Annotated in this window: 11 protein-coding genes; 5 read left to right on the top strand and 6 right to left on the bottom strand. The window is 61.6% G+C overall.

Annotated features, from left to right (window positions below; genetic code table 11):
* Window positions 1-303 precede the first annotated feature (303 nt).
* Window positions 304-609: a hypothetical protein gene (locus MF6394_RS30640; RefSeq protein WP_003193020.1), complete on the bottom strand. Its 306-nt coding sequence runs from the start codon at window positions 607-609 to the stop codon at window positions 304-306.
* Between the two features lie 456 nt (window positions 610-1,065).
* On the opposite strand from MF6394_RS30640, the gene MF6394_RS30635 reads away from it, so the two are divergent.
* Together MF6394_RS30635 and rmuC are read left to right on the top strand one after the other, a co-directional pair.
* Window positions 1,066-1,389: a hypothetical protein gene (locus MF6394_RS30635; protein ID WP_003193019.1), complete on the top strand. Its 324-nt coding sequence runs from the start codon at window positions 1,066-1,068 to the stop codon at window positions 1,387-1,389.
* A 175-nt stretch (window positions 1,390-1,564) separates the two neighbouring features.
* A complete protein-coding gene (gene rmuC, locus MF6394_RS30630; RefSeq protein ID WP_169918249.1) occupies window positions 1,565-2,929 on the top strand; it encodes a DNA recombination protein RmuC in 1,365 nt (454 codons plus the stop codon).
* A gap of 651 nt (window positions 2,930-3,580) precedes the next feature.
* Here the strand turns inward: rmuC and MF6394_RS30625 are convergent.
* From MF6394_RS30625 to MF6394_RS30615, 3 genes are all read right to left on the bottom strand, one after another.
* The gene (locus MF6394_RS30625; RefSeq protein ID WP_078468167.1) at window positions 3,581-7,051 is read right to left on the bottom strand and encodes a hybrid sensor histidine kinase/response regulator; all 3,471 of its coding nucleotides are present in this window, start codon (window positions 7,049-7,051) and stop codon (window positions 3,581-3,583) included.
* Window positions 7,052-7,170: 119 nt separating this feature from the next.
* Window positions 7,171-7,554 (bottom strand): YbaN family protein, encoded by a 384-nt coding sequence (locus MF6394_RS30620; protein WP_019818414.1) that lies wholly within the window; start codon window positions 7,552-7,554, stop codon window positions 7,171-7,173.
* Between the two features lie 20 nt (window positions 7,555-7,574).
* Entirely contained in the window at window positions 7,575-8,162 is a 588-nt protein-coding gene (locus MF6394_RS30615) for a UPF0149 family protein (protein WP_044268462.1), read from the bottom strand.
* Between the two features lie 276 nt (window positions 8,163-8,438).
* Between MF6394_RS30615 and recQ the strand changes: the two genes are divergently transcribed.
* Complete coding sequence (gene recQ / locus MF6394_RS30610) at window positions 8,439-10,568, top strand: DNA helicase RecQ (RefSeq protein WP_069558837.1); 2,130 nt, start codon at window positions 8,439-8,441, stop codon at window positions 10,566-10,568.
* Between the two features lie 121 nt (window positions 10,569-10,689).
* On the top strand, window positions 10,690-11,124 hold the full coding sequence (locus MF6394_RS30605) for a MarR family transcriptional regulator (protein WP_003193007.1): 435 nt from the start codon (window positions 10,690-10,692) through the stop codon (window positions 11,122-11,124).
* A 129-nt stretch (window positions 11,125-11,253) separates the two neighbouring features.
* On the opposite strand, the gene MF6394_RS30600 is transcribed toward MF6394_RS30605, so the two are convergent.
* Window positions 11,254-13,443 (bottom strand): patatin-like phospholipase family protein, encoded by a 2,190-nt coding sequence (locus tag MF6394_RS30600; protein WP_044268468.1) that lies wholly within the window; start codon window positions 13,441-13,443, stop codon window positions 11,254-11,256.
* Window positions 13,444-13,526: 83 nt separating this feature from the next.
* Between MF6394_RS30600 and MF6394_RS30595 the strand changes: the two genes are divergently transcribed.
* The gene (locus MF6394_RS30595; protein WP_014719371.1) at window positions 13,527-13,814 is read left to right on the top strand and encodes a SelT/SelW/SelH family protein; all 288 of its coding nucleotides are present in this window, start codon (window positions 13,527-13,529) and stop codon (window positions 13,812-13,814) included.
* A gap of 2 nt (window positions 13,815-13,816) precedes the next feature.
* Here MF6394_RS30595 and MF6394_RS30590 read toward each other — a convergent pair whose 3' ends face one another.
* The gene (locus MF6394_RS30590; RefSeq protein ID WP_078468166.1) at window positions 13,817-14,698 is read right to left on the bottom strand and encodes a DMT family transporter; all 882 of its coding nucleotides are present in this window, start codon (window positions 14,696-14,698) and stop codon (window positions 13,817-13,819) included.
* Window positions 14,699-14,744: the final 46 nt, after the last annotated feature.

The raw sequence follows: 14,744 nt of genomic DNA, 5'->3' as shown, positions 1-14,744 counted from the left end.
TTGGGCTGGCAGGTAGGTACTTAGGAGGGCAGGCAACACAACAGGGGCAAAGGTTCTGGGCCCGGGGTGAAGATCCTGATCAATTTGCAGGTTGGTTCGGTCAGAGTATTGGAACTTCGCGCCACCCTTTGCTTGTTCAAAGGCAGTGTCGTCGCAAGGAATACCTGGAAACCATCGAGGTGGTCGATCCCATGTGGTTCAGGGGACGTGTTCGACCAGAATTGACTTTCAGCTTGGTACTAACGCCGCGGATAGTAACGGATTGAAACAGGGAAGGGAAGGCCGATTGCAAAAAAACTTCGATCAGCCGCCGAGCAACTCGCGATAGACCAGCACGGTCATGGACGCGGCCAGTGCGCACCCCAGCCCGTAGGCGGCGAGCGTCAGCCGCAAGGACTGGCCGGTCTCGATCATGCGGATCACCTCGCGCATGTCATTGATCCTTCCGTCACTGAGTTCGATGCACAGGATCACGGCGGTAAAGGCGGCTGACAGCAAGATAGCAATGGCGAACAGTGCGCCGTCCGGAGAGGGGAGCGCGGCATTGATTCCCAGGGAGATCGCGCAGATGGCCAGTAGCAGCCCGGCGAATAACAGAATTCCTTTCATCGGCCCTACTGGTTTGCATTGTCGGTGGCGCAGTGTGGCGAGCCGAGGCAGATTTGAAAAGCCCTTGGGTTTGCCTGCTCAGTAACATGTTTAACCGGTGTTGAATCAAAAAACGCCGACGATATAACCAGCCGATAAGGACTTGTGCACATTCAAGGCCAAGGGTGTAACCCTGCTGTCACGGGTGTGCAAGTGCGCCCATTTGCCTGTAATCAAAATTTAAGTCAATGAAAAATCTCGCTTTTTTTATTGGTGAAAAAATCGTCAGTTTGACTGCGGCCCCCGTTCCATGGGGCTTTGCGCCTGTTCCAGGGGGGTTGTCCACTGAGTTATCCACAGCTTCTGTGGATTGTCCCGAGCGCTTGCTCTAGGACGGGCGTGCACGGTTTTTTCAGCTTTACCTGTACGAAAAAAAGAGTAGAGTGGCGCGCCTTCCGTTCTGCCCCACAGTGCTTTATGAAGTTTCGCTCAGTATCACATTCTGTTACCGACACGCCCCAAACTGTTACCGCACCCAAGCGTTTTTCCTTGAAGGTCGCTTTGTGGCTGCTCGACAGCCCGCGCCTTGGGCAGAGCACCAATATCAAGCATCTTGCCGGACGCTTGCTCAAGCAGCCCGCCCGCGAAGGCGTGGTGGCCGCTCAGAGCCGTCTTGGCCAACTGATGTGCCGCGAGTGCGGAAATGCCCGTGACCGGCGCATCGGCCACGATTTGTTGCGTTCGGCTGCTCGCGCCGGCGACCGTCGCGCCCAGCGCGAACTGGGCCAGGTCGAAGACTGAGCTGTCCTCCGGCCTTAGGCTTGGTTACCCTTGATCTTTTTCGGTGATGGCAGAAATGGCTATGGTGTTTGACTGGACCAGTATCGCCTTGGGTCTTGTGGGCGCAGCCGTGCCGCTACTGGCGCTGTGCTGGCAACTCCAGCGGCGCCCGACCGCACGCACCACCGGCTGGGAGCTGCTGGAGGAGCGCCTGGCGACCGCACAACTGGCCCAGGAAGGGCTCGCCGCTCAACTGGACGCCAGCCGCGATGAGATCAGTGACCTGAGCCAGGCCAATGCTGCCAAGCAAGCCGACCTGGCGGCGCTGCGCCGTGAAGTCGAGCTGTTGCAGATCGACCGCGATAACGCCCGCGACGCCGCGCACGCCTGGAACCTCGACCGCAGCGCCAAGGAAACCGAACTGCGGCGCCTCGACGCCTTGGCCGCGGCCCTGAGCGCCGAACTGCGCGAGCAGCAAGAGAGTCATCAGCAGCGCCTCACCGACCTGCAAGGCTCACGGGACGAGCTGCGTGCGCAATTTGCCGAGCTGGCCGGCAAGATCTTCGACGAACGTGAGCAACGCTTTGCCGAAACCAGCCAGGAACGCCTCGGCCAACTGCTCGACCCGCTCAAGGAACGTATCCAGTCCTTCGAGAAGCGTGTCGAAGAAAGCTATCAGAACGAAGCCCGTGAGCGCTTTTCCCTGGCCAAAGAGCTTGAGCGCCTGCAGCAATTGAACCTGCGCCTGTCGGACGAAGCCACCAACCTGACCCGCGCCCTCAAGGGCCAGAAAACCCAGGGCAACTGGGGCGAGCTGATTCTTGAGCGGGTGCTGGAGCACGCCGGCCTGGAGAAGGGCCGTGAATACCAGACCCAGGTCAGCCTCAAAGGCCCGGACGGCGAGCGTTTCCAGCCTGACGTGCTGATCATGTTGCCGGGCGACAAGCAGGTGGTGGTCGACTCCAAAGTCAGCTTGACCGCCTATCAACAGTACGTTGCGGCGGATGACGAGGTGATTGGCCAGGCCGCCTTGAAGCAGCACGTGCTGTCCCTGCGCAATCATGTCAAAGGCTTGGCCGGCAAGGACTACAAGCGCCTGGAGGGTTTGCACAGCCTGGATTTCGTGCTGCTGTTCGTACCGATCGAGGCCGCCTTTTCCGCGGCATTGCAGGCCGAGCCCAACCTGTTCCAGGAAGCCTTCGACCGCCATATCGTGATTGTCAGCCCCACCACCTTGCTCGCCACCCTGCGCGTGATCGACAGCCTCTGGAAGCAGGAACGCCAGAGCCAGAACGCCCGGGAAATTGCCGAGCGTGCCGGCTGGCTGTATGACAAGTTCGTGCTGTTTATCCAGGACCTGGACGAAGTGGGCAACCGACTGCAACAGTTGGACAAGGCCTACAGCGCGGCACGGAACAAACTGACGGATGGGCGGGGGAACCTGGTCAGCCGTACCGAGCAATTAAGATTGCTCGGCGCCCGCGCCAGTAAGAGCTTGCCGGCAGATCTGCTGGAGCGGGCAATGACCGATTCGGACGGCGTGGCACATCTCCCGGAATAAACACGGACCTAAATTGTGGGAGCGGGCTTGCTCGCGAAAGCGTAATGTCAGCCAGCACATCTAACACTGAAACACCGCTTTCGCGAGCAAGCCCGCTCCCACACATAGATCGAGTTCAGCCCCGTCATAGGCATAGTTATCTACAACTATGCAGCGCTCAACGGTAACCACGATGCGAAGCGAGCCGCCCTTGATCTTGATCTGCTTGTGATCTTGATCTTAAGCGCCCCGTTAAACCACGCTGGCCGGAATTCGACAGGGATTTGGGGGGTAAACCGGCAGGGATGCCGGTTTAGCCGCCCCGCGCCATGGATGGCGCGTGGCGGCGGCCCCCCAAATCACTGGCGGATTACGGGCACACCGAGCCTAGGCGAGGTGCCGAGTGGTGGGGCAAGAGCGTTTTGCTTACTTTGCCGCTTTTGCAAAGTGAGCCGCCGTCAGGGCGGAACCCTAAGTGGCCGTTACCTAAATAACGGATATGTACCCGGTCCAACTGTGTTGACTGTGAGGCCGTCTTCGCAGGCAAGCCAGCTCCCACATTTGGATTTCGGAGCGTCAGATGGATATGCGTCAGCTGTCAGGCCGTCGCGGGAGCAAGCTCCCTCGCCACAGGTTCGGCGTCATACCGAAGTTGTGCGGATACCTATGCCGTTACAGGGGCAAATGCCTGCTCACCAGCGCCCGCAACGCCGCCGGCTTCACCGGTTTGGCCAAGTAATCCAACCCCGCCCCATGCACCTCGGCCACCATCTCCGGTCGCCCATCGGCACTGATCACCACACCGGGAATCGGCTCGGCCAATTGCGCACGTAGCCAGCCCATCAACTCGGTACCGGTTTCGCCGTGGTCCAGGTGGTAATCCACCAGCGCCAGTTGCGGGCGGATACCCTCGGCCAGCAACGCCGCGCATTCGGCCTGGTTGGCGGCTGTCCAGACTTCACAGCCCCAGCGCGTGAGCAGGCTGCGCATGCCGATCAGGATGCTGTCTTCGTTATCCACGCACAGCACCCGTGCGCCACTCAAGGGCAGGCCGGTTTCTGCCGGCGCCTTGGGTTGCACGCTGGCCTGGTTGCGGGCCAGCGGCACGCACACGCTGAAGACGCTGCCTTTGCCCGGCCAGGAGCGCACGCTCAGGCGATGGCCCAGTACGCGGCACAGGCCGTCGGCAATCGCCAGGCCCAGGCCCAGGCCCTTTTCGGCACGGGTCTGGTGGCTGTCCAGGCGCTTGAACTCTTCGAAGATCACCTTTTGTTTATCCGGCGCAATGCCAGGGCCACGGTCCCAGACCTCCAGGCACAGTTCGCCCTTGCGACGACGTACGCCCAGCAGCACCGGGCCGTCGGCATAACGGAAGGCATTGGTCAGAAAGTTCTGCAAAATCCGCCGCAGCAGCTTGATGTCGCTGTCCATCCGCATACGGCTGCCGCGCCAGCGGAAGCGCAAGTGTTGCTCCTGGGCCAGTGCCTTGAATTCTGCGCCCAGGGTGTCGAACAGCTCGTTGAGGACAAAGGGCTGGCGCTGCGGATTGATCTTGCCGTTTTCCAGGCGCGAAATATCCAGCAAATCACTGATCAAGTCTTCAGCCGAGCGCAGCGAGCTGTCCAGGTGTTGCACCAGCTGCCGTGCTTCGCCGGACAGGCCATCGGTCTGGTGGGAGAGGGCGGCGGAAAACAGCCGCGCAGCGTTCAGCGGCTGCATCAGGTCATGGCTCACGGCCGCCAGGAACCGCGTCTTCGACTGGCTGGCGGATTCGGCCACGCCCTTGGCGTCGGTGAGGGCCACGTTCAGTTGCGACAGTTCATGGGTGCGCTCGGTCACTCGCTGCTCCAGGCCCTCGTTGGCCTCGGTCAGCGCTTGTTCGGCTTCGCGGAACGCGGTGATGTCGGTGAAACTCATGACAAACCCGCCACCGGGCATCGGGTTGCCGATCAACTCGATCACTCGGCCATTGGGGAACAGGCGCTCGGAGGTGTGCGCACGCCCCTGGCGCATCCAGTGCAGGCGACGCGCAACGTGCACTTGCGCTTCACCGGGGCCACACAGGCCGCGCTCGGCGTTGTAGCGAATGATGTCTGCAATGGGTCGGCCAACGCTGATCAAGCCGTCCGGGTAGTTGAACAGTTCCAGGTAACGCCGGTTCCAGGCCACCAGCTTGAGCGACTGGTCCACCACGCTGATGCCCTGGGTGATGTTCTCGATGGCACCTTGCAGCAGGGCGCGGTTGAACTGCAGCACTTCGGAGGCTTCGTCGGCGATACGGACCACGTCCTCCAGCTGCATTTCCCGCCCTTCAATCGCCGCTTTCACCACCGCCCGCGTCGAGGAGGCGCCGAGTACGCCAGCCAGCAAGCGTTCGGTGTGGGCGATCCAATCGTTATCGGCATTCTGGTTGGGGTTGAAGCCTTTGCCCTGGCGATAGGCGAAGCGAATAAAACTCTGCTGGGCCCGTTCTTCCCCGACGAAACGTGCCGCCAGGCTGAGCAGGTCGCTGATCTGTACCGACAGCATGGAACGCGCACTCGCGCGCTGGCTGATTTCCTGGCCGATAAAACGACCTGCCTGCCAGTGCTCGGAAACCCGTGTGCGCGACAGCATCGACACCCACACGAAGAGGGTGAAGTTACCGGCCAGGGAGAACACAGTGCCCAGGGTCAGCGAGGTTACCGACAGCCCGAACGGGTGGGAGTGCATCCAAGTCAGGCCGGGGAAAAGGTTGAGCGACCAGCCCAGACTTTTCGCCGTCACCGGCAGGACCAAAGTGTAGAACCACAAGAAGGTACCGGCGGCCAAACCGGCAAACACCCCACGCCGGTTGGCTTGCTTCCAATACAGCGCACCGAGCATCGCCGGGGCCAGTTGGGTCACGGCGGCAAACGCGATCTGGCCGATGGTCGCCAGGCTGGCGGTGGAGCCCAGCAAGCGGTAGCTCACGTACGCCAGCAGCAGGATGATCACAATGCTCACCCGGCGCACCGACAGCATCCAGTGGCGGAAGACTTCGAATGGCCGTTCGGCGCTGGACCGGCGCAACAGCCACGGCAGCAGCATGTCGTTGGAGACCATGGTCGACAAGGCGATACTCGCCACGATCACCATGCCGGTGGCCGCCGACGCACCGCCAATAAACGCCAGCACCGCAAGCGCCGGGTGCGCCTCGGCCATCGGCAGGCTGATCACATAGGAGTCCGGCAGCACTGAGCTTGGCAACAGCATCTTGCCGCCCAGGGCGATGGGCACCACGAACAGTGCCGCGAGGATCAAATAAGCCGGGAACACCCACTTGGCCAGGCGCAAATCCTGGGGGTCGATGTTCTCCACCACCGTCACATGAAATTGTCGTGGCAGGCAGATGATCGCCATCATGGCGACGCCGGTCTGCACCACCATCGATGGCCAGTTGATGGTCTCTTTCCAGTACTCCTCCAGGCGCGGGGCGAGCATGGCCTGGCTGAACAGGTCGCCGAAACCGTCGTACAAGCCGTAGGTGACAAACGCACCGACGGCAAGAAAAGCGAACAGCTTGACCAGCGACTCAAAGGCAATCGCCAGCACCATGCCGCGGTGGTGTTCGGTGGCGTCGAGGTTGCGCGTGCCGAACACGATGGTAAACAGCGCCAATACCAGCGACACAATCAAGGCCGTGTCCTGGGCGCGGGTGCCGGTGGTGTCGGGGCCGGCGCCGATCAGCAGGTTCACGCCCAGCACGATGCCTTTGAGCTGCAGCGCGATATAGGGCAGCACGCCGACCAGGCAAATAAGTGCCACCACCACCGCCAGGGACTGGGACTTGCCGTAACGGGCGGCGATAAAGTCGGCGATGGAGGTGATGTTTTCCTGCTTGCTGATCAGGATCATCTTCTGCAGCACCCAGGGGGCCAGCACCAGCAACAGCACGGGCCCCAGGTAGATCGGCAAGAATGCCCACAGTTGTTCGGCCGCTTGGCCCACGGCGCCGAAGAAGGTCCAACTGGTGCAGTACACCGCCAGCGACAGGCTATACACCCAGGCACGCACGCGCGGCGGCAGCGGCGCATGGCGGCGGTCACCGTAAAAGGCGATGGCAAACATGGTGGCCATATAGGCCAGGGCAACGGCGGCGATCAGCCCGCTGGACAGCGTCATGGTAACTCCGAGCATAAGAACACCCGGGCATTCCAGGCCCGGTTGGACAGTCTCGCATGATGCCTGGTGTTAGTCAGTGTCGACCAAGGTCGTGTGGGATCGAATGTCGCAGGCGGCGCTCAGCGCGGTGGCAGGGTTTTCTGGCGCAGGATGTAGATCGTCACCAGCACCGCACTGGTCAGCATAAAGCCCCGTGCCCAGGGCAGTGGCACCAGGTAGCAGGAGATCGAGATGCTCAACCACATCAAGCCAATGGCGTAGACCTTGCCTTTGAGCGGGATGCCATTGCCGTCCAGGTAGTCGCGCACCCAGGGCCCCAGGCGCGGGTGTTCCACCAGCCAGTGGTAGAAGCGCGGGGAGCTGCGAGCGAAGCAGGCGGCGGCGAGCAGCAGGAAGGGTGTGGTCGGCAACACCGGTAGGAAAATACCGATGACGCCTAGCGCTACGCTTAGCCAGCCAATGGCCAGCAGCGCGTAGCGCAGGAGCAGTGGACGGTTGCCCATGGGTGCCACGGGCAAGCGACTCAGTGGTGACGTGGCTTGAGGATCGCCGGTTTTTCGTCGGGCGCGTTGCACAGCAGGTACAGGGCGGTCAGGGCTTCCGGGATCTGCACGATCATGTCGTCCATCAGGTTGGCGTCGGCGGCGATGTCGGAGAACTCTGCTTCCTCTTCGAACAAGCCCGAACCGACCATGATCGGCAGCAGCATTTCACTGACTTCTTCTTCGGCGGTTTCGAACCAGGCGGCTTCGCGCAGGAACACGCCTTCCATGAAACCGATGCACCAGCCGCGCAGGTCGGAGTCATCCGGGTCGTCGCCCAGGTCCAGCTCGCACGGCAGCTCGAACTCTTCGTCGGAGGCCAGTTGGCGGGCGATGTGGGCTTTGAGGGCGAGCAGGGTGGATTCGATTTCTTCGCGCTGGGCGTCGTCGCTGTAGTGAGGCTCTTCAGCGAACAGCGCGTCGATCCATTCACGGTCCGGGACGGGGTCGGAGCAGATCGACAGGGCGGTCAGGTAGCCGTGGGCGGCCACGTAGTCCAGCGCCTCGTCATGCAGCTCATCGGCGTCGAGGAAGGCTTGCAGGCGGGTTAGTTGCTCAGCGAAGGACATTGAAGGGCTACCTTGGGAATAAACGATGCTGAATTCTAGGCTTTCTTGAGCGCCCAGGCCAGCCGCACGGCATATTTGCCCGGTTTTAGCCTGGTGCGTCTATTCGTCAGTCGCGCCCTTTGGGGGATAACGCTCGGGTATACTGCCGCGTTTTGTGATGCCCCTGCAGGCCCAGCGCCAATCCGGGAAAACTTCGCTTACGGATTATTTTTCGTGAACGCGGATTTTTTCGGCCAGCCTGTATAGAGGGATTTCGGCACCATTTTGGAGTTTTACATGCTCGAGCAGGCTCAACGCGTCCTCAAGGACATCTTCGGCTACGACAGTTTTCGTGGCCGCCAGGGTGCGATCATTGAGCGCGTGGCCAGTGGCGGCGATGCCCTGGTACTGATGCCTACCGGTGGCGGCAAGTCGCTGTGCTTCCAGGTGCCGGCGCTGTTGCGCAATGGCCTGGCCGTGGTGGTGTCGCCGCTGATTGCGCTGATGGACGATCAGGTCGCCACCCTTGAAGAACTCGGGGTCGCTGCCGCGTCGTTGAACTCCACCCTCAGCGCCGAGCAGCAGCGCGACCTGGCAGCGCGCATCAAGCGTGGCGAAGTGAAAATGCTTTACCTGGCGCCGGAGCGCCTGGTGCAGCCACGCATGCTGGCCTTTTTGCAGAGCCTTGAGATCGCCCTGTTTGCCATCGACGAAGCCCACTGTGTGTCGCAATGGGGTCACGATTTCCGTCGCGAATACCTGCAGCTTGGCCAATTGGCCGAACTGTTTCCCGATGTGCCGCGCATTGCGCTGACCGCCACCGCTGACAAGCGGACCCGCGAAGAGATCGTCGAGCGCCTGCATTTGCAGAACGCCGAGCGCTTCCTGTCGAGTTTTGACCGGCCCAATATTTTCTACCGCATCGTGCCCAAGGAGCAGCCGCGCAAGCAGTTGCTGGCGTTCCTATCCGAACGGCGCAGTGATGCGGGCATCGTGTACTGCCTGTCGCGCAAGAAAGTCGACGAGGTCGCCGCGTTCCTCTGTGAGCAAGGCTACCCGGCGCTGCCTTACCACGCCGGCCTGCCCAATGACACGCGATCTGCGCACCAAAAACGCTTCCTGAACGAGGAAGGCCTGATCATGGTGGCGACCATTGCCTTTGGCATGGGCATCGACAAATCCAACGTGCGTTTCGTGGCGCACATGGACCTGCCCAAGTCCCTTGAGGCTTATTACCAGGAAACCGGGCGTGCTGGCCGTGATGGCCTGCCGGCGGATGCCTGGATGGTCTACGGCCTGCAAGACGTGGTGATGCTCAAGCAGATGCTGCAGAACTCCGAGGGCGACGAGCGCCACAAGCGTCTGGAGCAGCACAAGCTCGACGCCATGCTCTCGTTGTGCGAAGAGACCCGCTGCCGCCGCCAGACCCTGCTGGCGTATTTCGACGAAGACATGCCTGAACCCTGCGGCCACTGCGATAACTGCATCGACGGCGTGCAAACCTGGGACGCCACCGAACCGGCGCGCCAGGCGTTGTCGACGATCTATCGCACCGGCCAGCGCTATGGCGTGGGCCATCTGGTGGATGTTCTGCTGGGCAAGGACAACGAAAAAATCCGCAGCTTCGGCCACGAAAAACTCTCGGTGTACGGTGTCGGCAAGGCCCGGGCTGAAGGGGAGTGGCGTTCGCTGTTTCGCCAGATGGTTGCCCGTGGTCTGGTCGACATCGATATCGAAGGCTACGGCGGGCTGCGCCTGAATGACAGTTGCCGGCCCTTGCTCAAGGGCGAAGTGAGCCTGGAACTGCGCCGTGACCTCAAGCCGCAGACCACCGCCAAAAGCAGCAGCACCAGCCAGGCCAGCCAGCTGGTGCGGGGCGAGGAGCGCGAACAATGGGAAGCCTTGCGCACCCTGCGGCGCAAACTGGCGCAGGAGCACAGCGTACCGCCCTACGTTATCTTCCCCGACTCCACCTTGCTGGAGATGCTGCGCGAGCAGCCCACCACCATGGCCGAGATGGCCCGGGTCAGCGGCGTGGGCGCACGCAAACTGGAGCGCTACGGCCAGGCCTTCTTGGAAGTGCTCGGCGGCCAGGCCGAAGCGCCGAAGGAAATCGCCGATATTCGCCACGAACTGATCAGCCTGGCCCGTGCCGGCATGACCCCGCTCCAGATCGCCGGCCAGCTGCAATGCTCGGAAAAAAACGTGTACACCTTGCTCGCCGAAGCCATCGGCAAGCAGCAATTGTCCCTGGAGCAGGCCCTTGATTTGCCAGAGGATTTGCTCGGTGAAATCCAGGACGCCTTTCTCGATGGAGAAGGCGAATTGCCAGCTGTCACGGAGATTGCGCCGTTGTTTACCGGGCGTGTTCCGGAAGGCGTTTTGTACTGCGTGCGTGCCGCTTTGCAGTCCGAATTCGAAATTTAGTGTGCCAATTACGACAATGTAACGAATCAGTACATAGCGGGCCTTGCCTACGGGCAGGGCTCATGCTTAGCTGACTAATAATTAGCCATACTTTATTTTCAGTCTTAAACACGAGTTTTTTATGCCGTTAACCGATCAACACCGTTTTGGCATGCAGTTGGCGCAAATGTCCCGAGGTTGGCGCGCCGAACTGGACCGCCGTCTGGCGGGGCTGGGCTTGTCCCAGGCGCGCTGGTTGGTGCTGCTGCACCTGGCCCGTTTTGTCGAAGCACCCACCCAGCGTGAATTGGCCCAAAGTGTCGGCGTGGAAGGGCCAACCTTGGCCCGCCTGCTCGACAGCCTCGAAGGCCAGGGCCTGGTACAACGCCAAGCCGTGGTGGAAGACCGGCGCGCCAAACGCATCCTGCTGTGCGATACGGCTCAACCGCTGATCGACCAGATCGAAACCATCGCCACGGCATTGCGCCATGAATTGTTCGTGGGCGTGAATGAAGAAGACCTGCGGGTGTGCATGCGGGTGCATGAGCACATCCTGGCGAACCTGGAAAAGTCCTGAACTGCAAATGTAGGAGCGAGCTTGCTCGCGAAAAACGTCAACGATAACGCGGGCCTCCTGAATAAACGCGGCGTCTGTGGGTTTTTCGCGAGCAAGCTCGCTCCTACAAAAGTCCTTGGCAATCCTTTCCTAGAACGTCTGGCCCAGGTTCAAGTACACCGCCTTCTGATTATCATCATTGAACCCATAGCTGAAATTCAGCGGCCCCAATGGCGTATCAAACCCCAGGAAAATACTCGCGGCGTTGATATAGCCGCTGTCGAACTCGTTATCGTTGTTCCACGCCCGGCCCCGTTCAAGGGATGCACCCAGGTACAACGGGAAGTCCAGCGGCAGGTAAGAGCGCGGAGTGAGCCTGCGGAAGTACACCGCGCGCATCAGGCTGATGTTTTGCCCCGAAATCGCATCCTGGCGGAAGCCTGATAATTGCCGTGCGCCCCCCAGCAGAAAGCTGGAAATCACCACATCCGAATCATCCAGGGTGCGTCCATAGCGGCCGCCCAGTATCAGGGTGTCCGGGCCGTGGCTCATGGCCTTGTCCAGTTTGAACTCCCATTGGCGGTAGCGCTGGTCCGAGCCCAGGCCGGGTTCGAACTCGCGAAAGGCCAGGCTGATGTCTTCGCCGCTGTGGGGGAAGTACACGTTGTCCAGGGAATCGAAGGAGTATTTGAGCTCATAGAAGCCTTCGCTGAAGCTCACACTCGGTAGATCGCGGTCGCCAATGCGCACGTCCGCCTTGCCCCAGGCTTCACCTACGCCAAAGCGGATCTCGCCGCTGTTGCCGATCTGTCGGCCCACGTTCAAACCAAAGCCGTAGCGTTCCAGGCGGTATTCGGAGATGGGGTCGTTGTCCAGGATCAGCTCGACGTTCTGTGCCTCGGCCCTGATGTAGGGGGCCACAAAGTAGCGTGAGCCGGTGTCCATGGGTTGGTAGAACTCGCTGTACAGCTCCTGCCGATCACCAATCTGCACCCGCGTCAGCCATTCCGCGCCGAGGCGGTTGATGCCGTTCACGCGGTAACTGGCGCCGAGGTTGAAGGCGCTGTCGCCGCGCATGTCGTCCGAGAGGTTCAAGCCCAGGCGCAGGTAGTCGGTGCCGCTGCGCTTGCCGCGTGCGCTGATTACCAGGGTGTTGTCCTGGCCTTTTTTTACCACGCGGTATTGCACCTGCTCGAAGTAATCCAGGCCGTACAGGGTGCCCATATCCGATTGCAGGCGGCCCAGGTTCAGCGGTTCTCCTAGGCCCTGGCGGATGTAGTAGCGGATAACGTCGTCGCTGACCTTGGAGTCGTTCTCCACCTGGATTGCGGTGATCACCGGGGTGCGTTCGCCCGGCGTGCGCGCAGCTATCAGGTCGGCGTCGATGGGTTCGGCAGGGCGCAGGTGTGCCAGGCGTACGTCGAGGGCACGGGTGGCGCGGTAACCGGCTTCGATCATGTCCTTGGCGCGGCCGAAGTCGGTGACGCCATAAGCGGCCAGCGGCGGTTGGATCAACACGTCCTTGGGGTACAGGGCCTTGAGTTGCTCCTCGGAGTTGCGCCGGGTCATCAGGGTGATGGACTGGTTGAGCACGTCCACCACGGTGGCCAGTTGCTTGCGCGAGCGCAGCGGGGTGCCGATGTCGACCACGATGGCGATGTCGACGCCCATCTCCCGCGCCACGTCCAGCGGGATATTGTCGGTCATGCCGCCGTCCACCAGCAGGCGGCCATCCAGCTCCACCGGGGCGAACACCGCGGGGATCGACATGCTGGCGCGTATCACCTGGGGCAGGTGGCCTTTGCTGAAGACTACTTTTTCGCCGGTGGTGATGTCGGTAGCCACGGCGCGGAAGGGGATCGGCAGCTTGTCGAAGTTACGCGTGTTGCTGCTGTGGGCGAACATGCTTTCCAGCAGCAACGCCAGGTTCTGGCCCTGGATCACGCCCAGTGGCAGGCCGAGGCTACCGTCGTCGCGGAAACTGAGTTTTTGTTTGACCAAGAAATCCCGGTCATCCTGCTTGCGCCGAAACGGTACGTCTTCACGCGGTGGCGCGTCGGACAGGGCCTGCTGCCAGTCGATCCCCAGCGCCAATTTCTCCAGCTCGTCGATCTTGTAGCCCGACGCGTACAACCCGCCAATCACCGCCCCCATGCTGGTGCCGGCAATCGCATCGATATGAATCCCTTGCTCTTCAAGTGCCTTGAGTACGCCGATATGCGCCAGGCCACGGGCGGCACCGCCAGACAGCACCAGGCCGATTTTCGGGCGGGGGGCTTCTACAGCGTCGGCAAGTAGGGGGACAAGGCACAGGAACAGGCAAGACAGCAGGCGGCGCATCATCAATCTCGTGGCTGGGCGACAAAGGCCGCTATTATAGCCACCCGATTCGCTGAGCCTGTTACGCCAGGAGCCGCTTAATGATGTCTGCATGCAAACCCGAGATCGTTATCACCTATTGCACCCAGTGTCAGTGGTTGCTGCGCGCCGCGTGGTTGGCCCAGGAGTTGCTCAGCACCTTTGCCGATGACCTGGGACGCGTGGCGCTGGAACCGGCCACCGGCGGCGCGTTTCGCATCACCTGTGATGGCGTGCAGATTTGGGAGCGCAAGGCCGATGGCGGTTTTCCCGAGGCCAAGGTGCTCAAGCAGCGAGTGCGCGACCAGATCGACCCCCAACGCGACCTCGGGCATAACGACCGTACCGTCTGAAGTCAGGCCGGCGCCGGTTGTTTGGCCTGGCTGGCGCTGCCCATCAGGCCCGAAAGCACGATGGCGACGATGATCAAGGCGCCGCCCAGCAGCATGCGCAGGGTCGGGGTTTCGGCAAACAGCAGCCAGGCCACGGTGATGCCGTAGACCGGCTCCATGGCAAACACCACCGACGCGGTACGCGCCTTGATCACCGCGAGGCTGGCGACAAACAGGCTGTGGGCCAAGCCAGTACAAAACACCCCCAGCAGCCCGATCCACAGCCAATCTATTCCACGCACATCCGCCAGCCCCGGCGCGGCCACGGGCAGCAGGAGCACGGCGACCACGACGTTCTGGCACAGCGCGGCCTGTACCGCAGGAATGCGCCCGGAACTGGCGCGATTGTTCAGCGACAACAACGAGAACAACAGGCCCGAGACGATGCCCCATAGCAAGCCGCCCGTGGCTTCGCTGGCGAGATTGAAATCCGGGGTCACAAGCACCAGGCCAACGGTGACCAGCACCACCAGCAGTACTTCATTGGCGCGAATGCGCTCGCGGAAGATCAGCCCTTCAAGGATCACGGTAAAGGCCGGAAAGGCGGTGAACCCCAGGGTCGCCACAGCCACGCCGGCGACCTTGACGGCAATAAAGAACGTCACCCAATGGGCGGCCAACAACACACCGCTGACCAACAGCCGGCGCCAGTCGCGCATCTCCAGCCGCTTCCACGGAGCATTACTGGCAAAGCGTGCAAACACCGCCAGCGCCAGCACGGCAAACGCCGCCCGGCCAAATACGATGATGGCGGGGGAGGCCGCCGCCAGCTTGCCGAATACGCCAGTGAGGCCAAACATCAATGCGCCGATATGCAGGGCGCCAAGGGCTGAGCGGGGAGTCATTGCGATCCTTGATCCAACAGGGGGTGACAGCCTCGCAGTCTAGAGG

This window comes from Pseudomonas sp. MF6394 (assembly GCF_002018845.1).
GTDB lineage: Bacteria > Pseudomonadota > Gammaproteobacteria > Pseudomonadales > Pseudomonadaceae > Aquipseudomonas > Aquipseudomonas lactis.
This window is presented reverse-complemented; position numbering and strand designations above follow the sequence as displayed.

Bases quoted from the DNA above. Each gene is read 5' to 3' on its own strand.
- MF6394_RS30640 (WP_003193020.1), bottom strand. From the start codon at position 609: ATGAAAGGAATTCTGTTATTCGCCGGGCTGCTACTGGCCATCTGCGCG.
- MF6394_RS30635 (WP_003193019.1), top strand. From the start codon at position 1,066: ATGAAGTTTCGCTCAGTATCACATTCTGTTACCGACACGCCCCAAACT.
- MF6394_RS30625 (WP_078468167.1), bottom strand. From the start codon at position 7,051: ATGACGCTGTCCAGCGGGCTGATCGCCGCCGTTGCCCTGGCCTATATG.
- MF6394_RS30620 (WP_019818414.1), bottom strand. From the start codon at position 7,554: ATGGGCAACCGTCCACTGCTCCTGCGCTACGCGCTGCTGGCCATTGGC.
- MF6394_RS30615 (WP_044268462.1), bottom strand. From the start codon at position 8,162: ATGTCCTTCGCTGAGCAACTAACCCGCCTGCAAGCCTTCCTCGACGCC.
- recQ (WP_069558837.1), top strand. From the start codon at position 8,439: ATGCTCGAGCAGGCTCAACGCGTCCTCAAGGACATCTTCGGCTACGAC.
- MF6394_RS30605 (WP_003193007.1), top strand. From the start codon at position 10,690: ATGCCGTTAACCGATCAACACCGTTTTGGCATGCAGTTGGCGCAAATG.
- MF6394_RS30600 (WP_044268468.1), bottom strand. From the start codon at position 13,443: ATGCGCCGCCTGCTGTCTTGCCTGTTCCTGTGCCTTGTCCCCCTACTT.
- MF6394_RS30595 (WP_014719371.1), top strand. From the start codon at position 13,527: ATGTCTGCATGCAAACCCGAGATCGTTATCACCTATTGCACCCAGTGT.
- MF6394_RS30590 (WP_078468166.1), bottom strand. From the start codon at position 14,698: ATGACTCCCCGCTCAGCCCTTGGCGCCCTGCATATCGGCGCATTGATG.